Below are 20,766 nucleotides of genomic sequence, written 5' to 3' on the forward strand. Positions count from 1 at the left end.
GCACCGCCGCGGCCGCATACCTTCTGTTTGCCCACTTTCCGCACGCCCGAAAACCACGTATCCCGCCCACCGACCCAAGGACCCCGACCCATGTCAGTTGTATCCGCACCAAAGAAGATGCGCACACCGCAGGAAATCAACGGCCTGATCCTACGCCGCGTCATGCCGCTGCTGATCGGCGCCTACATCATGGCGTTCCTGGACCGCACCAACATCGGCATGGCCAAGGACCGGCTGGAGATCGACCTTGGCATCTCGGCCACCGCGTACGGCGTCGGCGCCGGGCTGTTCTTCCTGACCTACGCCCTGTCCGAAATCCCGTCCAATCTGATCATGCACAAGGTCGGCGCCCGGTTCTGGATCATGCGGATCATGATCACGTGGGGCATCATCTCCGCAGGCATGGCCTTCGTCCAGGGCGAATGGTCGTTCTACATCATGCGGATGCTGCTCGGCGTGGCCGAGGCCGGACTCTTCCCGGGCGTCATGTACTTCCTGACACAGTGGTTCGTCGTCAAGGACCGCGCCAAGGCCAACGGAATGTTCCTGCTCGGCGTCTCCATAGCAAACATTGTCGGGGCCCCGCTGGGCGGTCTGCTGCTGACCCTGGACGGTCTCGGCGGCCTGCACGGCTGGCAATGGATGTTCCTCGTCGAAGGTCTCCCGGCGTGCGTCCTCGCCTACGTCGTCTGGAAGAAACTCCCGGACCGCCCCAGCAAGGCGACGTTCCTCACCGCCGAGGAAGCCGCCGACCTCGAGGCCCGCATCGCCGCCGAGGAAACCGCCGGCGCCGAGGCCTCCGGTAACCACCGGCTCCGCGATGTCCTGAAGGACAAGCAGATCCTCCTCGTCGTCGGCGTCTACTTCACGCACCAGATCGCCGTCTACGCCCTGTCCTATTTCCTGCCTTCCATCATCGGCACCTACGGCAAGCTCAACCCGCTGCAGATCGGCCTGCTGACGGCCATCCCCTGGATCTTCTCCGCGGCCGGCGCCCTGCTGGTCCCCCGCTTCGCCACCGACGGCCGCCGCTCCCGGATGCTGGTCACCGGCACCATGACCGGCATTGTCGCCGGCTTCGCCCTCGGCGCCGTCGGCGGCCCGCTGCTCGGCATGATCGGCTTCTGCCTCGCCGCCTTCAACTTCTTCGCCCTGCAGCCGATTCTCTTCACCTACCCGGCCACCCGCCTCAGCGGCGCCGCCCTCGCCGGCGGCATCGCCTTCGTCAACACCATCGGCCTCTGCGGCGGTTTCCTCGGCCCCTACGTCATGGGCTTCATGCAGGACGCCACCGGCTCCAAGCTCTCCGGCCTGTGGTTCATCGTGGCCATGTGCATAATCGGCGCGCTGCTGTCCCTGCTGCTCAAACGCGGCTCGGAGAAACCCGAGGCTGTCCCGGCCGCCCACTGACCCGTTGCCCCACCGCCCGTTCCGGACAGGCCCCGCCGCGTGTCCGGAACGGGCCCGCAAGCCATCTCACTGCAAGGACTACTCATGGATTTCACCGCCAAGCGCGTTCTGGTCACCGCCGGAGCCAACGGCATCGGCCTGGCCATCGCCAACAAGTTCCGGGAACTCGGCGCCGCCGTCTTCGTCACCGACATTGACCCCGACGCCGTGGATAAGGCCCGCGTCAACGGTCTCCTGGCCGCGGTCAGCGATGTTTCGGACGAGGACCAGATCCGTACGCTGATGAACACCGTCCGGGACGAAATGGGCGGCCTGGACATCCTGGTCAACAATGCCGGCATCGCCGGGCCCACGGGCCCCCTGGAATCCCTCGACGCCGCTGCGTGGAAGGCGACCTTCGACGTCAACATCCATGGCCAGTTCTTCTGCATCAAGCACGCCCTGCCCCTGCTGCGCGAGGGCACCGGCGCCTCCATCGTGAACCTGTCCTCAGCCGCCGGGCGGCTGGGCATGGCCGGCCGCAGCGCCTATTCGGCGTCGAAGTGGGCCGTGGTCGGGCTGACCAAGACCCTCGCGATCGAACTTGGCCCGGACAGGATCCGTGTCAACGCCATCTGCCCCGGCGCCGTCAACGGCCCCCGCATCGACGCCGTCATCGAAGCCAAGGCCCGGATGCTGGACCTGCCGGCGGACGAGGTATCCGCGCTCTACCGCAACCAGTCCTCGCTGGGCCGGCTGATCGAGGCCGAGGACATCGCCAACATGGCCGTTTTCGTGGCCAGCGACATGGCCCGCAACGTCAACGGCCAGGCTCTCGCCGTCGACGGCAACACCGAAAAACTCTACTGACCTGAGCTGAACTGACGACGGATCCCGTCCGCCCCGGGCCGCCGTCCACCCCCACCCCGCCCCACCAAGGAGACATTCCCATGGCTGCTGCCCGCAAGGTCATCATCACCAGCGCTGTCACCGGCGCCATCCACACCCCGTCCATGTCCCCGCACCTTCCGGTCTCCCCGGACGAGATCGCCGACGCCGCCATCGGCGCCGCCGAGGCGGGCGCCGCGATTGTGCACATGCACGCCCGCGACCCGAAGGACGGCCGCCCCTCCCAGGACCCGGAGCACTTCGCCCCGATCCTGGACAAGCTCAAGCGGAACACCGACGCCGTCATCAACATCACCACGGGCGGCTCACCACATATGAGCGTCGAGGAGCGGATGCAGCCGGCGGCGCTGTTCAAGCCCGAGCTCGCCTCGCTCAACATGGGCTCGATGAACTTCGGGCTCTACCCGATGCTGGACCGCTTCACGGAGTTCGGCCACGCCTGGGAGCGCGAAGGACTCGAAAAGAGCCGCGACCTCGTCTTCAAAAACACCTTCCAAGACATCGAGACCATCCTGGGCATCGGCAGCCAGAACGGCACACGCTTCGAGTTCGAGTGCTACGACATCTCGCACTTGAACAACCTCGCGCACTTCCATGGCCGCGGACTGGCCAGGGGCCCGCTGTTCGTCCAATCGGTCTTCGGCCTGCTCGGCGGCATCGGCGCGCACCCCGAGGATCTCATGCACATGCGCCGCACCGCAGACCGACTGCTCGGCGAGGACTACGAATGGTCCATCCTGGGTGCCGGTAAGAACCAGATGCCGCTCGCCACCATCGGCGCAGCCATGGGCTCGCACGTCCGGGTGGGTCTGGAGGATTCCCTGTGGATCGGTCCCGGCCAGCTCGCCGCGTCCAACGCCGAGCAGGTCACCCGGATCCGCACCATCCTGGAAGCCCTCAACTTTGAGATCGCCACCCCCGACGAGGCGCGGCAGATGCTGCAACTCAAGGGCCGGGACAACGTAGGGTTCTGAGCCGATGAGCATCCTGGTGGCCCCGGACAGCTTCAAAGGCACCTTCACGGCGGCCGAGGTCGCCGGGCACATCGCGGCCGGCATCCGCACAGCCGACGCGGCGGCCCGTGAGCTGCCCGTAGCCGACGGCGGCGAGGGCACCTTCGAGGTCCTGGTCCGGGGCCTGGACGCCCGGCCAGTCAGAATCAGCACCGTGGGGCCATGGGGCGACCCCGTCGAAGCGGAGATCGGGCTGGCTGCAGACGGGACCGCCGTCGTCGAACTGGCCTTCGCGAGCGGCCTGAACCTGCCCTCCGGCGGCCGCCGGGACCCATTGACGGCAAGCACGTACGGCACCGGCGTCCTGATTGCGGAGGCCGCCGGGCACGGCGCCCGCCGCATCGTGGTGGCGGCAGGGGGCTCGGCGACCACCGACGGCGGGGTTGGCGCCATCGCCGCGATCGAGGAACGCGGCGGGCTCCGCGGCGCCGAGCTGGTGATCCTCAGCGATGTCACGACCCGATTTTCCGGCGCCGCACGTGTTTTCGGGCCGCAGAAGGGCGCCGGGCCGGCCGCGGTTGAGCTGCTTACACGCAGACTCGAGCTGCTCGCGGCGGAGTTCGCCCGGGACTACGGCCGCGATCCCCGACTGGTGGACCGGACCGGCGCGGCCGGCGGCTTCTCTGGCGGCATGTGGGCCCGTTACGGCGCCAGCCTGGTGTCAGGGGCGGACTATGTGCTGGATTTGCTGGGCTTCGACGCGCTGCTGGCCGCAAGCAGAGCGGTGGTGGTTGGCGAGGGCCGGCTGGATTCACAGACCGGCCAGGGGAAGATCATTGCCGCCATCCTGGCCCGCGCCGGCGCCAAACCGGTGTACGCGGTGGTGGGATCGGTGGATCCGGACCTCGGCGACGACGCGAACAGCTTTGCCGGCATCATCGTGGCTGGAAACCCGGCAGCTATGCGGGCTGCAGGGGCCGAACTGGCCCGAGCGCTGGCCGGAGCGGCATCGGCGGCTGCCCCTGCTGCTACTGCGGCTCGTGCTTGCACGTGAATCCACGGGACATGCCCTATCTTGGCGCGCACCGGTGGGCATACACCCCTGAGCACCCCTGCCCACGATCGAAGTCTGGGCATGTCCCCCGCCGCCACCTATGACCATGGGACATGCCCTACCTTGGCGCGCACCAGTGGGCATACTCTCCATGTGCCCATTCCTGGGCCCGACGACTGGACATGCCCAATGCTGCCAGATGTTGCCCGGGGACATTCTCTCGGTTGGCCCGCACAGCTGGACATGTCCGCCAGAAAGGATCTGGCTAACGTCAGCCCGATGAAGCTCGGCCCGGAAAGTCTGGCTTGGCGGAGGTCAATGGAGCGAGGCCCGGCCCGGCTCCGCTCGGAAGGGGCCGTTCCGAAGGACCTGTTCGGAAGGAGTGGTCCGGCGGCTGGGTCCCCCAAGGAACCGGCCGCCGGACCAAACACTCCCACGCCCAAAGCTTGTCACATGTTTGACAAAATTGTCACACGCCGCTCCGGGCCGCGCCGAAACTCGTCGGTATTGTGGAATCCATGACTGAGACGGCGGCACCGCAGAATCCCCAGCAGCAGAATCCTGAGCAGCGGAATGTATTCCTCGACAAGGCACACCCTGCCGCCTGGCGCGCACTCAACGGGCTGGGTCTAAAGGCCAAGGAAGCCGCCACCGATGCCGGGCTGGACGAGACTCTGATCGAGTTGCTCAATGTCCGCATTTCGCAGATCAACGGCTGCGCCTACTGTCTGGACATGCACGTGGGCGATGCCGTCAAGAACGGCGAGTCGGCCCAGCGACTGGCCGTTCTCCCCGCATGGCGGGACACCACTCTCTTCTCCGAAAAGGAACGCGCAGCCCTGACGCTGGCCGAGGCCATCACCACCATCTCTGACGCCCAAGCCCGCGACCATGAAGGCGCACAGGCCCGCCGGCACCTGACGGCAGACGAATTTTCCGCCGTGAGCTGGCTGGCGATCACGATGAACGCTTTCAACCGGGTTTCCATCGTCAGCCAGCACCCGATCCGCGAGGCCCGCGGCTAGCCCGCGACTGCCGCGGCCAACCCGCGGCTGACCCGCGACACCCACGTCCAACCCGCCGCCCGGTCCGCACCCGCCCGCGGCTAACTGGCCAGGCAACGGGCCGTAGCCACCGCCGGCGCCCTGTCGGTAAGCTCTAAAAGTGGGGTGGAGCCGCGGTCACCGAGGAGCACTGCCATGAAGTGGGTCAGGCCGGGTCACCCGGAATACGACGAAACTCGAAGACTCTTCAACGCGATGATCGACCGCCATCCAGCGGTCATTGCCCCGTGCGCCGACCCCGAAGAGGTGGCCGAGGCGTTGGCGTACGGGAAGACACACGGCTTCGATGTCGCCGTCCGCGCCGGCGGCCATTCCGTGGCCGGCATGTCCATGAACGACGGCGGCCTTGTGATCGACGTTCGCCCGATGAAATCCGCCCGGGTGGACCCGGAGGCCCGCACTGCCACGGTGGGCGCAGGCCTCACCTGCGGCGAGTTTGACCGCGCCACCCAGGAGCACGGCCTCGCCCTCACCGGCGGACGGGTTTCCACGACAGGTCTCGCCGGATTCACGCTCGGGGGCGGTTCCGGCTGGCTCGAGCGGGCCTTCGGCTTCGCCTGCGACGACCTCGTCTCCGTGGATCTGGTCACGGCCGGCGGCGAGCAGGTAACGGCCAGCGCCCAGGAGAATCCCGAGCTGTTCTGGGCCCTGCACGGAGGCGGCGGAAACTTCGGCGTCGCCACGTCTTTCACCTTCCGCCTCCACCAGCTCGGGCCAAAGGTACATGCCGGGGTGCTGATGTGGCCGGGGGACGCGGCGCCGGAACTCAGCCGCGCGTACCGGGACCTGGCCGTCGCGGCCCCCAACGAAGAGTCCGCCACACTCATCTACGGGATTGCACCGGAGGAACCCTTCGTGCCCCCGAACATGGTGGGCAAGATGGCGGTGTATGTCGTCTACGTCTTCGCCGGGGACGCCGAGGAAGGCAAAGAACACGCCAAGGCCTACCGGGAGCTTGGCCCTGTTGTGGACCTGGTGGGAGATACCGACTACGCCGACTTCCAGTGCTCCCTGGACGACCCGCCGGGCAAGTACAACTACTGGAGCGCTGACTATCACGACGAACTTTCCGACGGCGCCTTGGATGTCATCATCGAATCGGCCCGGAACCTCCCGGGACCCAGTTCCCAGCAGCTGATCGCCCATTGGGGCGGGGCCGTGAGCGGGCCTGCCGCCGCGGCCACCCCGCTGCTGAACCGGAGCGCCAGCTGGGTGAGCCACCCGTTCGGCCTGGGCGACACTCCGCAGGGAGGGCTGGACGCGAAGGCCTGGGTCAAGCGCTTCCGCCAGGACATATCCCCCTACGCCACCGGAGGCGTCTGGCTGAACTTCATCGGCGACGAAGGACAAGCCCGGATCCGCGCGGCCTACGGCGACGAAAACTACAACCGGCTGGCAGAAGTGAAACGCGACTTTGATCCCGGGAACGTTTTCCGCGGCAACCAGAACATTCACCCCGCCGTCGCGGTGTGACCACCGCCTGAGCCCGCCCGACGCCGGCGCGACCCGCCGTCGCGGTGTGGCCCCCGCCAGAGCCCGCCTGACGGCCGCTGGGATGTCCGACGGCGGCCCGTGCCGGTGCCCGGACGGGACTAGACTGCCACCATGGCCGTCTACGTCGATCCGCCGCTCTGGCCTGCCCATGGAACCCACTTTTCCCACCTTGTCTCGGACACCTCGCTCGAGGAGCTGCACGCCTTCGCCGCGGCCGCCGGCATCTCCGAGCGGGCGTTCGACGGCGACCACTATGACGTCGCCGAGGCCCGGTATGAGGCCCTGGTGGCGGCCGGCGCCATCCCGGTTGAGGGCAGGGTCCTGGTCCGCAAACTGATCGGCAGCGGGCTGCGGATCCCGGCCCGCCGGCGCGGCAAGGCCCTCCGGGTCCCGCTCCTGAACCGCTGGAACGAGGCATTGCCCGGCCACGATGCCCTCTTCCTGGACCTGATGGACCGCTGGGGCGAGGAGCACCGGAAGTACCACGGCCGCACCCATCTGCTGGCGGTGCTGGAGGCCCTGGACCTGCTGTGTGATCCGGCCGATCCGCCCCGGACAGTGGTGCTGGCCGCCTGGTTCCACGACGCCGTCTACCGCGGCGTGGCGGGACAGGACGAGGAGGAATCGGCGCGGCTCGCCGAAAACCGGCTCGGGCATGCCGGGCTCCCGGCCGCCGAGGTGGACGAAGTGGTCCGCCTGGTGCTGCTCACGGCAGACCACCGTCCGGAGCCCGGTGACGACGGCGGCGCCTTGCTCTGTGACGCCGATCTCTCCGTCCTCGGCGGGGAACCGGAGGCCTACGCCCGCTACCTGGCCGCCGTCCGGGAAGACTTCGCGCATATCGGCGACGCCGACTTCGCCGCCGGCCGTGCCGCCGTCGTCCGCGGGCTGCTGCGGCTTGAGCCGCTCTTCCATACGGACCGCGCGCGCGGTCTGTGGCTGGAGCGGGCCCGCCGGAACCTGCAGGGCGAACTCGCCTGACGGTGACCCGTCAGGCCCACCAGCAGCCCACCGGCGGCCGGTGAGGATCAGGCGGCGACGCTGAGGTGATTCGCCAGCCGATCGAACGACTCACGCCACCCTTCGCCGTGGCGGTCGCGGCTGGCCGCGGAATCAAACGGCCCCTGGGTGAACGTCATCTGCGTGCCGCCGTCGACCTCTTCCAACCGGATGCTCACCTCGGTCTCGAAGCCGCGGGTACCGTCGGGCCTGTCCCAGGCATGGGTGAACACGAACAGGTGCGGCGGCTCGACATCGGTATGCACCCCGCTCCACCAGAATTGCTGCCCGGTGCTGTCCTGGATCATGCAGGCGCGGTACAGGCCGCCGACTTCGAGGTCCGCGTCGACGCTCTCCCGCGGGACATGGAAGCCGCGCGGGCCCCACCACTGCGGAGCCTGGTCCGGGTCCGTCAACGCGGACCACACACCTTGGATAGGGGCCCTGAACTCGCGGACAATGACCAGCATGAGGTCCGTGTCCCCGGACGCCGGTTCGCTCATGATCCTCTCCCTCGGATTTCTCGGACTAACAGGGGAAGCGCCCCTCACCCCCGGATTGCGCTGCAGCCCTAGCGCCGGCTGGGGGTGTACGCGGTCACATAACGCGAATTGCTCGGAACAATCTGTTTGCCGAGCGGCATCAGCGAGACGGGGATGAGCTTGAGGTTGGCGATCGCCAGCGGGATGCCGACAATCGTGATGGCCATGGCGAAGGCCGTGACGACGTGCCCGATCGCGATCCAGATCCCTGCCACAAGCAGCCAGATCACGTTTCCCAGCAGGGCAAAGATGCCGGTTCCGCCCGGCTTGTCCACCACCATGCGGCCGAACGGCCACAGTGCATAGGACGCGATGCGGAACGAAGCCAGCCCCCACGGAATGGTGACGACCAGCAGGCAGCAGACGACGCCGGCCAGGAAATATCCAATGGCCAGCCACAATCCGCCAAAGAGCAGCCAGATGATGTTCAGGAGTGTCTTCATGGATTCATTCTCGCCCGTAGGAGTGACATTCGGATGAGTGGTTCACCCGGAAAAATCCCTGACTTTCGCGCCCCGCCCGTCTCCGGCGCGGGACAACCGACTTCCGGGTGCCGGTAACCCGCTTCCCAGGTGCCGGCCCCGCCTCTTCAGCGTTTAGGTATCGGCCTGTTTGACCATGGCGGCCTCAACGTTGATCTTGACCTTGTCGCTGACCAGCAGCCCGCCTGCTTCGAGGGCGGCATTCCAGGTCAGGCCGAATTCCTTCCGGCTGATGTCCGCCTCAGCACTGAATCCGGCCCGGGTGGCGCCGAAGGGGTCCACCGCCACGCCGGTGTACTCGACTTCGAGATCCACGGGCTTGGTGACGCCGCGGATGGTGAGGTCGCCGGTCAGCACGTAGTCCTCCCCGTCACCGCGGATGCTGGTGGCCCGAAACGTCATGTCGGGGTACTTCTCGACATCGAAGAAATCGGGGCCGCGGACGTGGGCATCGCGATTGGCGTCCCCCGAATCGAAGCTAGCGGTCTTGACCGTGGCGTGCAGGCTGGCGTCCGCCAGCGACTCGCGCACCCGGGCCTCGGCGGAGGCCTCGTTGAACCGGCCACGGACCTTGCTGATGCCCGCATGACGGACGCTGAAGCCGATTTCGCTGTGGGACATGTCCAGTGTCCACACTCCGGGGGTCAAACCTTCGGGCAGAGTCACAACGGTCTCCTTCGAGCGATGGCGGACCTGTTCCGCCGGGGGTGGTCGGGGTGTTCCCCACTCTGCATGCTAACGAGGAAGCCCGTCCCGGGCTAGGTCCGGCCGGCCTTTGACGGGGAGCAGTGAGCGGGGCAGAGAGGCGGGCACGTTGGCATGTGACTTCAGGATTTCCGACGGCGGATTCCGCGATCCGGGCCCGACGCGCTCTCTGGCCATCCCTCGGCGGCCGCGTTACTCTGGCCTGTAAATGCCGGGCATTCACCGAATTTCGCAGAACTATTCGCACAGTCCTGATCAACCAAGTGATGTGAGGAATCGTGGCCGGGTCCCTGGGGAAACGTGGCAAGGCGGGCATCGGTGCTTTCTTGCTGAGCCTGGGTTTATTGCTGTCGGCCTGCCTGCCCGGTCCGCCGGAACCCGCCCCGAGCCCGGGCACACCCTCGTCCGCCCCGCCATCCTCGTCCCCGCCGTCGTCCGCGCCGCCGTCCTCCGCCGCACCCCCGGCCGGCGAGTCCGTGCACTTCACCGCGCAGGGGGACATCGGTGTCGGCTCGGGCGCCGAAAAGGTGCTCGACGTCGTTGCCGGCCTCAATCCGCATCTGAACCTCACCCTCGGCGACTTCGCCTACGAGGCAGGGCTCGAACAGCAGTTCTGCGACATGGTCACCGCCCGCCTCGGCGAGGACTTCCCCTACCAGCTCGTGACCGGCAACCACGAGAGTGACGGCCATGACGGCGACATCGACAAATATGTCCGGTGCCTGCCCAACAAGCTGCCGGGCCTCCAGGGCCAGTACGGCATCCAGTGGCGGGTCGATGTCCCCGAGCAGAATCCCGTTGTCCGCTTCATCCTGGTCTCCCCCGGCATCGACTTCCGGGGCGGGGAGCCGCTGGACTACTCAAGGGGCAGCGAGCGCTGGCGCTGGACCGCGGACGCCATCGACGAAGCCAAATCGCAGAACATCCCCTGGACGGTGGTGGGGATGCACACCCCCTGCCTGAGCGTGGGCAACTATGACTGCCAGGCGGGGCAGGACTTCACGAACATGCTGATCGAAAAGGAGGTGGACCTGGTGCTGTCCGGCCATGACCACGTCTATCAGCGGACGCATCAGCTGGCCACGGGCGGCAGCTGCGCGGAACTCGTTCCTGCCAGCTTCACCTCCGGGTGCCTGGCCGATACCGACGGCGCCATGGCCCAGGGCTCGGGGACCGTGTTCGCCACGGTCGGCGTTGGCGGCGTGGGACTCTACAACGTGAGATCCGATGACCCGGAAATGCGTTATTTCGCCAGCACATCCGGAAAGAACCAGGAACCGGCCTTTGGGACCCTGGACGTCACGGCCACGGTGGATGAACTTGCCGCCCGGTTCGTTCCTGCCGACGGCTACACCTTCTCGGATTCCTTCACGCTCCGGCGCAAGTGATGCGCCACCGGTCTTCGGACCCCGGCAGTCCTTCGAGTAATCCGCTAGGGGCTTCCTAGGGCCTCAAGCCGGCACCCAAATGCTGATCCAGTCGAGCGAGACGTGGCCACGGGTCGCCGGGGCCGGGCACCCGGTCAGGCAGGATTCGGTCTGCAGGATCAGGTGCATGGGCGACGTCGGCGCCTTGGCGCTGACGCCCAGGGACCGCCCGTCGAGGAAGAACTCGACCCGCCCGGGGCTCCATTCCATCGTGGCCACATGCCACGAGGTGACGAACTGGTCGGAATCGAATTTCTCCCAGGCATCGGCGCCGTTCCGGTCAAAGTGGACGGCGCCGTAAATGATCTTGGCCAGGTCCCCTTCGGGGAAGTCCACCTCGCCGTCCCGGGGCCAGACGCCGCTGTCCGGCCAGAGCAGCCAGGCCGTCTTGAATCCGGGCAGCGCGTCAGCCCTGTAGCGGACCGAATACCGGCCATGGAGGAGACTGTTGGCACGCGGCGGGTTGGAGCTGGCGTTGGGGATCCTGGGCGTCGGCGCCGCCCCCATCGAGATCCCGTTCTCCGTGTGCAGGTACCAATCCAGCGAGCCGTTGCGGACACTAAGCACCTTGGACGGGTAGTAGCCGGACTTGCCGCCGCTGCGTTGCCCGGCAGTGTCCGGGGTCCCGTCCTTGTAGCCGGCGCTCCACCGCGCGCTGTAGAGCGGACCGGGGAAGCGGCCCAGCGGGACGTCGCCGGCGGAGAAGTCCTCGACAAAGACCTGCTTCCAGCCGGGCAGGTCACCGGTCTTTGTCACATCCGTGGTCCGGACCGGAGCCGGGGCGCGTACGGCTTGGGGCGCGGACGGATTTACCGATGCCGGGGCGGGCCCAGCTGCGGCACCACCTTCGGGAGCTCCCGTCGGCGTTCCCGACGTGGAGCCGGTGTCCGTAGAGCCAGCGCCCGGGGCGCCCGACGGCCCGGCCGGCGACGCCGAAACGGACGTGAAGAGCGGCCGCCCGCTCCCGGGGGCGCCTTCCCCGCTGCATGCAGCCAGGGCCAGGACTGGGCCCAGGACCATGGCGGGAACTGCCACAAAACGGAAGGTGGGGAGACGCCGGCGGCCTGCCGGCACGCGCCCCCGTACAACGCGTGTCCGCATCCGGCCAGTGTCGCATGGAGGTCAACGGGCATCAACAGTTTTCCCTCATTTTTGATTGAATCTTCAACTTAATCCAAGGTTAATGCAAGGTGGCGTGACCCAAACTTTAACCCTGGGGTACATCAATAAGTTGTCGACAACCGTACAGCGTCAGCTCGGGTCTATTTTCCGGCTGGAGGAGTCGGAAAGCGCTGCAGTTGAGACGAGCAGAAAACGTTATTGAGTGGTGAGGCCAGTGTCCATCCCGAATCTCAAGCCAAACGTGCGCCCCCAAACGACGCCCCCGCCGGCAAATCCCTCCGTCAGCGTGGTGATCCCCACCTTGAACGAGGCAATGAACCTGCCATGGGTGCTCCGGCGCATGCCCTCCTATGTGGATGAGGTGGTAATTGTCGATGGCCGTTCCCTGGACGGCACAGTCGAAGTGGCCCGGGCCTTGCGCCTGGACGTCGTGGTGGTGGCTGAACCCCGCCCCGGCAAAGGAAACGCCGTGCGGGCCGGGTTTGCCGCGGCCTCCGGGGACATCATCGTCATGCTGGACGGTGACGGCAGCATGGACCCCCAGGAGATCGGCTGGCTGGTGACTCCGCTCCAGCATGAGTACGACTTCGTCAAAGGCTCGCGCTATGTGACGGGTGGCGGCTCGGACGATCTCACCTTGCTGCGCAGCGGGGGAAACAGGATGCTCACCTGGCTCGCCAACGCCGTCCTCCACAGTGACTACTCGGATCTTTGCTACGGCTACATCGCCCTGCGCCGCGAATGCGTTGACATTCTGGAGCTGAAGTCGGACGGATTCGAGATCGAAACTGAACTGATTGTCCGGGCCTCACGGGCCGGCCTCCGCATTGCCGAGGTTCCCAGCCATGAACTGTCCCGCATCTCGGGCCAGTCGAACCTGCACACGTTCCGGGACGGCTGGCGGGTCCTCCGCACCCTTGCCCGCGAGCGCGTGAGCTGGGAGGCTCCGACCGCCGGTGCCCGTCCCGAAGCCCTGCGCCGAGTCAAGTACAAGTATCCCAGCGTGGTGTTCCCCCACGTTCCCACCGATCCCAGCAGCGTTCTGGGCGGACGGGCAGGCGAATAGGATGTCCGAGGACCCCAGCATTCCGGAAGTATCCGTGGTCATTTGCTCCTACTCGGAGGACCGGTGGGACAGGCTGATGGGCGCCCTGGATTCGGTCCGCACCCAGACCGTCCCGCCCAAGCAGACGATTGTCGTCGTCGACTACAACGTCGACTTGTACAAGCGCCTGATCTTTACCGTCCCGGACGCCGTAATTGTCGAGAACACCGGACCCAAGGGCCTCTCCGGCGCCCGCAACACCGGGGCGGGCATCGCCAAGGCGGAGGTCGTGGCCTACCTCGATGACGATGCCGAAGCCGAGCCGGATTGGCTCGAACGGCTCGCGGCCCTGTATGACGATCCCGACGTTCTGGCTGTGGGCGGCCGGGTGGAGCCGCTCTGGGAAGCCGGGCGCCCGGGCCACTTCGCCAATGAGCTCGACTGGATTGTCGGCTGCACGTACCGGGGAATGCCCAAAGTCGCCGCCGAAGTCCGCAATGTCATTGGCGCGAACATGTCCTTCCGCGCCGAAGTCCTGGACCGGGTGGGCGGTTTCAACACAGCTTTGGGACGCCAGGGCGCCGTCCCGCTGGGATGCGAAGAGACCGAACTGTGCATCCGTGCAGTGCTGGGAGCGCCCGGATCCCGGGTGGTCTATGAGCCCGCTGCCCTGGTGCACCACCACGTTCCGGCCGAGCGCGGCACCCTGCGCTACATGCTCGCGCGGTCCTGGGGCGAAGGGCTCTCCAAGGCGCAGGTCAGCAGTGTGGTCGGCCACAAACGGGCACTGGGTCCCGAACGCCGGTACGTCCGGCAGGTCCTGCCACGTGCAGTGTATGCCGGAATCCGCGGCTGGCTCGGCGGCGGGGACCGCGCCGGGCTCGGCCGGGCGGCAACCATCGTGGCCGTGCTCGCGGCCACCGCGACCGGCTATGTACGCGGCCGCCGCCTGCCTACCGCGGCCACACCGCTGAAAGCGGCCGGGGAGTCGACGGAAGAGCCATGGAGGGAAGTCCAGTGAACCGCGCAGCTTGGGTGCCTGTACACCGCCCTGTGAAACGCCCAGCGCAGCCCCTGCATCCGGAACCACCTGACCGCAGGAACCCGACCCGAGAAAGCCTGGATCATGAGCCAACCTGAACGCGACGTGAAACAGCCGATCGGCGCCTCTGCCGGAGCCTCCTTCGATGTCCACGGGATCGTGGGCATCGAGGTCGAGGCCGGCACGCCAGGCGAACCGCAGCTAAGGGACATGCTCGCCCCGTTCCTTGGGGACTCCGCAGCGCCACGGCGGATCACCATCGGCGCCAAAATAACACCGATCTCCAGCCAGTCGCACGCGGAGGATGCCTACCGGTTCACCGGGGAGTCCCTCTATATTCCGGCGGACCGCGTCCAGATTATCGCGACGAAGGACGGGTACCGGATCGAAGGCGCCGGCGAGCTCCTGACTTCCGTGATTCCGTTGCTGGACCGGTTGTGCGTCGAGGAGGATGCGGCGATGATCCATGCCGCGGTGGTGGACTTCCGCGGCTCCGGGGTACTCCTGCCAGCCTGGGGAGGAGTAGGAAAGACCAGCACGGTGGCGAAGCTGGTGGCCATGCGCGACGTTCGGTTCATGGCAGACGACTGGGCATTCATGGGCGCCGGCGGAATGCTCATGGGCTACGCCAAGCCGATGTTTATCAAACCCCACCACCGCGCCATCTACCCTGACATGTTCCGCGGCACGCGCAAGCCCCTGGCCCCCGGATGGCTGACGACGCCCGTCGCCCATCTGGCCACGGCGGTCCATCCGGTCATTGTCCGGTACCCGAAAACAGCGGCCTTCACCCGGCGCTGGTCCCCCGAACACCGCATGGTCCAGCCAGAGCATGTCTTCGGCGCGCAGCGGATTTCGTCTGCGGCGCCGGCACAGCTGGCCATCTTCCTAGAGCGCTTCGACGGCGCGGACGCACGGCTGGAGGCACGAAGCGCGGAGTGGATGACGTCACGGATCGTCGGCAACTTCCATTCGGAACTGCCCATGGTGTCGCGGCGGCTCGTCGAGGCCCTCGGCGCCACCAGCCTCGTCCCCTTGGAGGAGCATTTCGGCCAGAAGGCGGCCGTGGTGCGCCGGGCTCTGGAAGATGTTCCCTGCTGGCTGCTCCGGCTGCCCGCCGCCTGGTCAGCGGACCAGGCCTCTGACTTCATTGCGAATCTGGTTCGTTCAAAACTGGATGAGTGAGGCGAGGCCACGTGAGCGATCTGAGGGTGTCGGTTGTCGTTCCAGCGCGGAATGCCGCAGCCTGGCTGGGCGAGTGCCTGGAGTCGATCCGCAGCCAGCACCCGCACGAAATGATCGTGGTGGATGGCTGCTCCACGGATGACACCGCAGCGATCGCCCGGGACTGCGGGGCAACCGTTATCTCCGATGAGGGACGCGGCCTGCCGGCCGCACGAATGCTCGGCGCCCGGAGTGCCACCGGCGAGGTAGTCGCCCTGATCGACGCCGACGTCGTCCTTCCGTCGAGGAGCCTGCCCCGGCTACTGACCGAATTCGAAGCCGGCGGTTACGACGGCCTGCAATTCGGGCTGGCCAGCGAAGCCGACGGACCCGGGTACTGGGGCGCCGCTCTGGCGTGGCACCACAACCACAGCCGGGTGCGGAAATGGTTCGGCGTCAGTGCCACGCTGATGCGTCGCGACGTGCTGCTCGACGTCGGGTTCGACGACGACTTCCGCTCCGGGGAAGATGTGGAGCTCAGGATCCGGCTGGAGCAGGCAGGGTACCGGCTCGGCGTCTCCGACTCGGTAGTGGTCAGGCACAGGTTCGACGACACGTTCGATTACGCCCGCGACCAGTGGCTCCAGGACGGGGCCGGAATGGCCCGCACCGTCCGCAAGCACACGGGCCGTGCCGGCTGGCTGGTGATGCTGCCCCTACTGGCCACCGTCCGGGGCGTGGGCCTGTCCCTGGTCCGCGCACCCCGCTTCCTGCCGTATTGGATGGGCTTCCTGCTTTACAACTACCGCGCCATGGCCGGCGAGCTACTGCGGCCGGCCCACAAGCCCATCTCGGTCGGAGGGAACGCGGCCTGGCTGGCCGCTGCGAGGATCGCCCCTATGGTGACGGGCTTCCTGTTCTGGGCGCTTGCGGCCCTCGTGCTCCCGCCGGAGCAATTGGGGCTCGGCTCCGCGGTGGTGTCGGCCGCCCTCCTGACCGTGCAGCTGGGGATGCTCGGTGTCGGGCCGGCCACGCTGACCCTGCTTCCCGCGGAAAATGACGGCGGCCGGCGGCTCATCGCCGCCAGCCTGCTTGCTGTCGCGACCTTCGCCCTGCTGGGCGCGGGCCTGTTGGTGATCGTCACAAGTTGGCTCGGCACAGGTGTGGGCGAGGCCTGGATCCCGCTGGTCACAGTCCTTTTCCTGTCCACGTCGCTCCTCGCCGCCAGCGCCTACCAGCTTGACTACGTGGGCGTGGCCCAGGAGCGGGCGGACCGAACGCTGGTCAGAAGCCTCGTGCAGAGCCTCGTGCAGCTCGCCTTCCTGGCCGCCGCGTTCGCCGTCGGACTCCGTGACCTGGCGGTGATTGTGGCCGCAGTGGCCGCCGGCGCGCTGGCCAGCGTCCTCGTGGGACTGCGCCAGCTTGCCCGGGCCCAGGTCTCCCCCGATTGGAAGCATGGCCTCCGGCCGCGTCCGGCCCTAAAACTCCTGAAGCCCGGGCTTCCCAACCACGTCCTCATGCTCGCCGACCGCGCGCCCGGCTACCTGCTTCCGCTCATCGTTGCAGCAACTCTGGGGCCCGCCCCGACTGCCGCCTGGTTCGTGGTGTGGATGATGGCCTCGGCGGTGTTCTTCGTGCCGCAGTCCGCCGGTTTTACGCTGCAAACGGCCCTCGCGGGAAAGCGGGCGCGGCCGGGACTCCTCGGCTCCGCCCTGCGGGCCAGCTTCCTGTTGACTCTCGTGGCCGGGTTGATATTGATGCTGGCCGGGCCATTGCTTTTGGGGTTCCTCGGCTCGCAGTACGCATCCGCGTGGGTCCTTCTTCCTGTACTCGTTCCGGCACTGCTCTTGAGTTGTGTGACCCAGGTCTACTACGGGCTGTGCCGGGCCCACGGGCGGCTTTTCGAATCCACGGTAGTCGCCACCTTGGCCGCCATCCTGATCGTGGCCCCCGCAGCGGCCGTGGCCCAGCAATATGGTCTCACCGGCGTCTCCGTCCTCTGGGCCCTTGCCCAGGCGACGGCTTCGCTGATTGCTGCTTGGCGTCTGATCACCCTGACCCGAGCGAACCCCGCCCCAGCCGCAGGCGAGATTCCTTCAGCGCGCCACCAGCCGAGTTGAATCGAGGAAATGATGACACACGAAACGGCAACAAGCCCCGTGCACACCGCGCACCGGCATGAAGCGCATGCGCACGTCGGCGGTGCCAAGCCGCCCACCCACCGCAACCTGGGGCTGACCCCGTCGTGGCACATCGGCGTCTTGGCCGCGACGGCCGCGGCCGCCCTCGCCCTCGGCGTTTGGAGCATGACCCAGGTCGATCCTCTTCGGATCGGCGGGGCCGGACTTATTGGCGTCCTCCCGCCTGCCTATTTCGTGGCGCTCGGGCTCAGCCTGACAGGATTTGTCGCCTCGTTGAGCCTCCGCCGCCTTGTTCCGGCCCTCCTGACCTGGCAGCTTCTGGTGACAGTGGTTCTCCTTGCTGGAGCTGACCCCATCATCCATGGCCTGCCCCGGCTCGAGGCCAGCTTCCGCCATCTGGGCATTGCCGACACCATGGGCCAATCGGGCCAGCTCGACCCGACCCTGGACGCGTACTTCGACTGGCCCGGATTCTTCAGCATGCTGGGAATGCTCTCCGGGGCGACAGGCGCCAAGGACCTTTTCGGCATCGCGACCTGGGCGCCGGTGGGGATCAACTTCCTCTTGCTCGCACCGTTGCTGGCCCTGGCGAGGCGGTTGACGGCGAATCCGCGCCAGGCGTGGGCGGCTGTCTGGATCTTCTACGTGGCCAGCTGGATCGGACAGGACTATCTCTCGCCGCAGGCGCATTCGTTCGTCCTCCTCCTCACCCTGGTTGCCTGCCTGCTCAGCGTCTTTGCCGGCTGGGCTTGGCCCACGGAGCGCACCGGGTTCTCCCGGTGGCTTGCCCGCAGTGTCGGCAAGCTTGACAGCGCGGTGCCCGGATACGGCGCCGTGGAGCCACGCCGGACGGACACGGCGGTGCTTGTGGTGGTCTGCGGGCTGATCCTGCTTGCCATGACGGCTTCCCATCAGCTCAGCCCCTTCGCAGCGATCCCCATCCTGGCCGCGCTGCTTCTGACCGGCCATCTCCGGCTGCGCTTCTTGCCTGTCCTGGCCGTGGTCCTGCCGGTCGGCTGGCTGATCTTTGCGGCTTCAACCTTCTTGTCTGGGCACTTTGGCCAACTGCTCGGCTCTTTCGGTGACATTGGCGCGAACAGCCTCGGCGCGCTGAGCACAAGGGTCTCAGGCAGCGATGCCCACGTGTTGGTGGTCTACACGCGCATCGCCGAGGTCGCGCTGGTCTGGATTCTTGCCGTTGCCGGCGCCATCGTTGGCTACCGGCGGAAGGCACCGTGGTTGGCGGCCGCGGCCGCGGCGCTTGCGCCGCTGGTCCTGATTCCGCTCCAGCCATATGGCGGCGAACTGCTTCTGCGCCTGTATCTCTTTAGCCTTCCGTTTGCTGTGTGCCTGGCGGTGCTGCCAGTGATGTCAGAGAGTACTGCCGGGCTGAGCCTGCGCCGGGCCCTGGCGCTGCTGCTGATGGGCGCGGTACTGGCCACGGCTACGGTGGTTTCCCGCTACGGAAACGACGGCATGGAGAGCTTCAACGACGACGAAATCGCCTTAGTGAACCGCCTCTATTCGACTGCGCCCACCGGCGCTGTCCTCATTGAGGCAGTTCGCAATACCCCGTGGAGATACCAGCACTACGCGGACTATGACTACCGGGCGCTCGTTGCTGCCGAGCCCATTCCCAACGCCGCGCCGCTCAGCTGTGACGCGGCCAACCAGATCGCCCATAAAGCGGGCGCGTACCTCATCGTTACCGAAAGCCAGCGGGAGGCGGCCGAACTCCGCGGTTCGACACCCACCGGCGATCTTCAACGTTTTACCGCCACCTGCGCCACCAGTCCGGGCTGGACGAAGGTTTATGAAAACGCGGGCGGCGTGATTTTTCACATCGAAGGAGTTCCCAATGGCAACTGAACGCAGCTACGTGAGCTATGCGACGGCAGCCGTCGCCCTAGCCGCCATACCGCTCTCGTTTGTCGGCCCTGAGGGCCTGCGCCTGGCGGTGATCGGCCTGCTGATGCTGGCCGGGCCTGGAACAGCGCTGGTGCTGCTCCTCCGCTTCGGCCCCACGCGCTCGGGCACGGCCGCGGGCGCGCTCCCCCTCATCATCGCCATCGCAATTGCCTTCAGCCTCACGATGTCCACCCTCGTGGCGACGGCGATGATCTATGCACGGCTCTGGTCACCGCCGGCGGGCGTATGCGTCCTGTCGATAATGACCCTCGCTTTCCTGGGCCTTGAGCTCAAGAGGCCACAGCGTGCCCTGGTGCGTGCGAAATGATCATCTTCCTGACAGGACTGGCCACAGTGACAGCACTCGTGAGCTGCGATGTCCTCCGCGTGTTGAATCCGGGCAAGGCACTGCCGCGCCCCGTGGTGATCACCACGGCAGCCCTTCTGGCCATAGTCGGCGTCGCGGCGGTTGTGCAGTTAGTGCATCTGGCGCAGTTGGCATGACAGAAGCCGCCCGCCCGGCGCGGCTCAAGCGCACCTCATCAAGTCGAACCAATCACGGAAAGTATCTGCAATGAGAACACTTAGAACACTCAGCATGGTTGGGACGCTCGGATTATTTGTAGCCGGTTCCCTTGTCTTCGGTTCCGCCCAGGTTGCTACGGCCGCAACGTGCAGCCCCGCACCGACAAACTCCTTTTCTGGGTCCGTCGTGCTGGCCACAAGTTTTGAATCGGGCAGCTTTTGCGGCCTCACCCCGAAAGTGTCGGGCACCGGCACTGCCACAATGTCCAGTTCGCGGGCCAAGACCGGGACGCATTCAGCCAAGCTGCATGTGACCACGGATTCCGGTTCGCTCGCAAACCTTTCCTCCCCGGCGTTCAGCTCGGGGACCAAGACCTCGTACGCAGACGGCTGGTTCAATATCACCGTGGCCGGCGTATCCGGCAATGACGTACCGTACTTCCGCTTCTTCTCCGGCTCCACCCGCGTCGCGGACATCTACCGCTACAACAGCAACGGGCAGCTGTGGCTCCGGGTCACCTCACCAAGCGGCACCTTTGTCTACACGAAACTGATCTCAGGGAGCATCTCCCTGAACGCGTGGCACCACGTCAGCATGCGGGTGACCGCCAACGGCAGCGCGTCAACAATCCAGGTATGGTTCGACGGCGTGCAGCGATACAGCAGCACGAGTGTCAAAATGCTGGGGAGCAGCCTGAGCAAAGTTCAGCTCGGGGCCGAGCACAACCGGCAAAAGGGCGACGAATACATCGATGATGTCATCATCAAACGCTCCTAGCTCCCTCCGATAGCCCGCTAGCG

The 20,766-nt window shown here is 66.8% G+C and carries 20 protein-coding genes; 16 read left to right on the plus strand and 4 right to left on the minus strand.

What is annotated here, in order from left to right; genetic code table 11:
* Positions 1-90 precede the first annotated feature (90 nt).
* The 7 genes from ACFRJ8_RS09050 to ACFRJ8_RS09080 all read left to right on the plus strand — a co-directional run bounded on the left by ACFRJ8_RS09050 (position 91) and on the right by ACFRJ8_RS09080 (position 7,844).
* Positions 91-1,410 carry an MFS transporter gene (locus ACFRJ8_RS09050; RefSeq protein ID WP_377985774.1) on the plus strand — a complete coding sequence of 440 codons (1,320 nt, stop codon included), beginning with the start codon at positions 91-93 and terminating at the stop codon, positions 1,408-1,410.
* Positions 1,411-1,494: 84 nt separating this feature from the next.
* On the plus strand, positions 1,495-2,259 hold the full coding sequence (locus ACFRJ8_RS09055) for an SDR family oxidoreductase (protein ID WP_377985775.1): 765 nt from the start codon (positions 1,495-1,497) through the stop codon (positions 2,257-2,259).
* Between the two features lie 80 nt (positions 2,260-2,339).
* Positions 2,340-3,272: a 3-keto-5-aminohexanoate cleavage protein gene (locus ACFRJ8_RS09060; protein ID WP_377985776.1), complete on the plus strand. Its 933-nt coding sequence runs from the start codon at positions 2,340-2,342 to the stop codon at positions 3,270-3,272.
* Positions 3,273-3,276: 4 nt separating this feature from the next.
* Entirely contained in the window at positions 3,277-4,305 is a 1,029-nt protein-coding gene (locus ACFRJ8_RS09065; protein ID WP_377985777.1) for a glycerate kinase, read from the plus strand.
* Between the two features lie 518 nt (positions 4,306-4,823).
* Positions 4,824-5,330, plus strand: coding sequence for a carboxymuconolactone decarboxylase family protein (locus tag ACFRJ8_RS09070; RefSeq protein WP_377985778.1), 507 nt, complete (start codon positions 4,824-4,826; stop codon positions 5,328-5,330).
* A gap of 174 nt (positions 5,331-5,504) precedes the next feature.
* A complete protein-coding gene (locus ACFRJ8_RS09075) occupies positions 5,505-6,842 on the plus strand; it encodes an FAD-binding oxidoreductase (RefSeq protein ID WP_377985779.1) in 1,338 nt (445 codons plus the stop codon).
* A gap of 132 nt (positions 6,843-6,974) precedes the next feature.
* Positions 6,975-7,844: a DUF4031 domain-containing protein gene (locus tag ACFRJ8_RS09080; RefSeq protein ID WP_377985780.1), complete on the plus strand. Its 870-nt coding sequence runs from the start codon at positions 6,975-6,977 to the stop codon at positions 7,842-7,844.
* A 47-nt stretch (positions 7,845-7,891) separates the two neighbouring features.
* Here ACFRJ8_RS09080 and ACFRJ8_RS09085 read toward each other — a convergent pair whose 3' ends face one another.
* From ACFRJ8_RS09085 to ACFRJ8_RS09095, 3 genes are all read right to left on the minus strand, one after another.
* The gene (locus ACFRJ8_RS09085) at positions 7,892-8,365 is read right to left on the minus strand and encodes an SRPBCC domain-containing protein (protein ID WP_377985781.1); all 474 of its coding nucleotides are present in this window, start codon (positions 8,363-8,365) and stop codon (positions 7,892-7,894) included.
* Positions 8,366-8,433: 68 nt separating this feature from the next.
* Positions 8,434-8,847, minus strand: a complete 414-nt coding sequence (locus ACFRJ8_RS09090; protein WP_377985782.1) for a YccF domain-containing protein — start codon at positions 8,845-8,847, stop codon at positions 8,434-8,436.
* Between the two features lie 153 nt (positions 8,848-9,000).
* Positions 9,001-9,552 carry a YceI family protein gene (locus tag ACFRJ8_RS09095; protein ID WP_377985783.1) on the minus strand — a complete coding sequence of 184 codons (552 nt, stop codon included), beginning with the start codon at positions 9,550-9,552 and terminating at the stop codon, positions 9,001-9,003.
* Positions 9,553-9,935: 383 nt separating this feature from the next.
* Between ACFRJ8_RS09095 and ACFRJ8_RS09100 the strand changes: the two genes are divergently transcribed.
* Positions 9,936-10,979: a metallophosphoesterase gene (locus ACFRJ8_RS09100; RefSeq protein WP_377985784.1), complete on the plus strand. Its 1,044-nt coding sequence runs from the start codon at positions 9,936-9,938 to the stop codon at positions 10,977-10,979.
* 63 nt (positions 10,980-11,042) lie between these two features.
* Here ACFRJ8_RS09100 and ACFRJ8_RS09105 read toward each other — a convergent pair whose 3' ends face one another.
* Entirely contained in the window at positions 11,043-12,053 is a 1,011-nt protein-coding gene (locus ACFRJ8_RS09105) for a glycoside hydrolase family 16 protein (protein WP_377985785.1), read from the minus strand.
* 301 nt (positions 12,054-12,354) lie between these two features.
* Here ACFRJ8_RS09105 and ACFRJ8_RS09110 point away from each other — a divergent pair, with 301 nt between their 5' ends.
* The 8 genes from ACFRJ8_RS09110 (at position 12,355) to ACFRJ8_RS09145 (ending at position 20,743) form a co-directional block, all read left to right on the plus strand.
* Positions 12,355-13,206, plus strand: coding sequence for a glycosyltransferase family 2 protein (locus ACFRJ8_RS09110; protein WP_377985786.1), 852 nt, complete (start codon positions 12,355-12,357; stop codon positions 13,204-13,206).
* A gap of 1 nt (position 13,207) precedes the next feature.
* Positions 13,208-14,206: a glycosyltransferase family 2 protein gene (locus tag ACFRJ8_RS09115; protein ID WP_377985787.1), complete on the plus strand. Its 999-nt coding sequence runs from the start codon at positions 13,208-13,210 to the stop codon at positions 14,204-14,206.
* A 105-nt stretch (positions 14,207-14,311) separates the two neighbouring features.
* A complete protein-coding gene (locus ACFRJ8_RS09120) occupies positions 14,312-15,412 on the plus strand; it encodes a hypothetical protein (RefSeq protein WP_377985788.1) in 1,101 nt (366 codons plus the stop codon).
* An 11-nt stretch (positions 15,413-15,423) separates the two neighbouring features.
* A complete protein-coding gene (locus ACFRJ8_RS09125) occupies positions 15,424-17,511 on the plus strand; it encodes a glycosyltransferase (RefSeq protein WP_377985789.1) in 2,088 nt (695 codons plus the stop codon).
* A 12-nt stretch (positions 17,512-17,523) separates the two neighbouring features.
* On the plus strand, positions 17,524-19,401 hold the full coding sequence (locus ACFRJ8_RS09130; protein ID WP_377985790.1) for a hypothetical protein: 1,878 nt from the start codon (positions 17,524-17,526) through the stop codon (positions 19,399-19,401).
* A complete protein-coding gene (locus ACFRJ8_RS09135; RefSeq protein ID WP_377985791.1) occupies positions 19,391-19,768 on the plus strand; it encodes a hypothetical protein in 378 nt (125 codons plus the stop codon). The genes ACFRJ8_RS09130 and ACFRJ8_RS09135 overlap by 11 nt, the downstream gene beginning before the upstream one ends.
* Positions 19,765-19,944, plus strand: a complete 180-nt coding sequence (locus tag ACFRJ8_RS09140; RefSeq protein WP_377985792.1) for a hypothetical protein — start codon at positions 19,765-19,767, stop codon at positions 19,942-19,944. The genes ACFRJ8_RS09135 and ACFRJ8_RS09140 overlap by 4 nt, the downstream gene beginning before the upstream one ends.
* A 283-nt stretch (positions 19,945-20,227) precedes the next feature.
* Positions 20,228-20,743 (plus strand): hypothetical protein, encoded by a 516-nt coding sequence (locus ACFRJ8_RS09145; RefSeq protein WP_377985793.1) that lies wholly within the window; start codon positions 20,228-20,230, stop codon positions 20,741-20,743.
* Positions 20,744-20,766: the final 23 nt, after the last annotated feature.

Origin of the sequence: Arthrobacter sp. NPDC056886 (genome assembly GCF_042788715.1) — a bacterium.
Classification (GTDB): domain Bacteria; phylum Actinomycetota; class Actinomycetes; order Actinomycetales; family Micrococcaceae; genus Arthrobacter.

Excerpts from the sequence above, each read along its gene's own strand:
- ACFRJ8_RS09050 (WP_377985774.1), top strand. The coding sequence starts at position 91 with ATGTCAGTTGTATCCGCACCAAAGAAGATGCGCACACCGCAGGAAATC.
- ACFRJ8_RS09055 (WP_377985775.1), top strand. The coding sequence starts at position 1,495 with ATGGATTTCACCGCCAAGCGCGTTCTGGTCACCGCCGGAGCCAACGGC.
- ACFRJ8_RS09060 (WP_377985776.1), top strand. The coding sequence starts at position 2,340 with ATGGCTGCTGCCCGCAAGGTCATCATCACCAGCGCTGTCACCGGCGCC.
- ACFRJ8_RS09065 (WP_377985777.1), top strand. The coding sequence starts at position 3,277 with ATGAGCATCCTGGTGGCCCCGGACAGCTTCAAAGGCACCTTCACGGCG.
- ACFRJ8_RS09070 (WP_377985778.1), top strand. The coding sequence starts at position 4,824 with ATGACTGAGACGGCGGCACCGCAGAATCCCCAGCAGCAGAATCCTGAG.
- ACFRJ8_RS09075 (WP_377985779.1), top strand. The coding sequence starts at position 5,505 with ATGAAGTGGGTCAGGCCGGGTCACCCGGAATACGACGAAACTCGAAGA.
- ACFRJ8_RS09080 (WP_377985780.1), top strand. The coding sequence starts at position 6,975 with ATGGCCGTCTACGTCGATCCGCCGCTCTGGCCTGCCCATGGAACCCAC.
- ACFRJ8_RS09085 (WP_377985781.1), bottom strand. The coding sequence starts at position 8,365 with ATGAGCGAACCGGCGTCCGGGGACACGGACCTCATGCTGGTCATTGTC.
- ACFRJ8_RS09090 (WP_377985782.1), bottom strand. The coding sequence starts at position 8,847 with ATGAAGACACTCCTGAACATCATCTGGCTGCTCTTTGGCGGATTGTGG.
- ACFRJ8_RS09115 (WP_377985787.1), top strand. The coding sequence starts at position 13,208 with ATGTCCGAGGACCCCAGCATTCCGGAAGTATCCGTGGTCATTTGCTCC.
- ACFRJ8_RS09120 (WP_377985788.1), top strand. The coding sequence starts at position 14,312 with ATGAGCCAACCTGAACGCGACGTGAAACAGCCGATCGGCGCCTCTGCC.
- ACFRJ8_RS09130 (WP_377985790.1), top strand. The coding sequence starts at position 17,524 with ATGACACACGAAACGGCAACAAGCCCCGTGCACACCGCGCACCGGCAT.
- ACFRJ8_RS09135 (WP_377985791.1), top strand. The coding sequence starts at position 19,391 with ATGGCAACTGAACGCAGCTACGTGAGCTATGCGACGGCAGCCGTCGCC.
- ACFRJ8_RS09140 (WP_377985792.1), top strand. The coding sequence starts at position 19,765 with ATGATCATCTTCCTGACAGGACTGGCCACAGTGACAGCACTCGTGAGC.
- ACFRJ8_RS09145 (WP_377985793.1), top strand. The coding sequence starts at position 20,228 with ATGTCCAGTTCGCGGGCCAAGACCGGGACGCATTCAGCCAAGCTGCAT.